The sequence below is a fragment of the Amycolatopsis anabasis genome, assembly GCF_009765355.1.
Taxonomy (GTDB): domain Bacteria; phylum Actinomycetota; class Actinomycetes; order Mycobacteriales; family Pseudonocardiaceae; genus Amycolatopsis; species Amycolatopsis anabasis.
In genome coordinates this window covers 239,389-239,748 of sequence record NZ_VTHK01000011.1, presented here as the reverse complement: position 1 = coordinate 239,748, position 360 = coordinate 239,389, and the positions used below count along the sequence as shown (strand labels likewise).

The 360-nt window shown below is 62.5% G+C and carries 1 pseudogene; it reads right to left on the bottom strand.

What is annotated here, in order from left to right:
* Positions 1 to 169: 169 nt before the first annotated feature.
* Positions 170 to 360, bottom strand: a pseudogene (locus tag FXO23_RS51610) (IS5/IS1182 family transposase); the annotation flags it as partial.

Genomic DNA, 360 nt, shown 5'->3' with positions numbered 1-360 from the left:
GGCCATGATCCACATCCTCACTCACACGAGGAGCCTCCATCAGACCCGGGGCGGTTCACTGCGCCAGCTGGCTAGCTGACTGGTCGGCATCCTCCATGGCTGCCGGGGAATCCCACCGGATCAAGCCCAACACAACCCGATTCGTCGACCAAGGGGCGCCTTAGAGGTCCTAACAGATTGAGTTGGTTTTGAGTCGGCGCCAGCAGATGATGCTGCATCCGATGCTGAGGAAGGCTTCGTGGATGTCGTCGCGGCGTTCCCAGCGGATGCGCAGGCGGCGGAACCAGTGCAGGAGTGCGAAGGCTTGCTCGACGACCCATCGGTAGATGCCAAGTCCGGAGCCGTGCTCTGTGCCCCGGT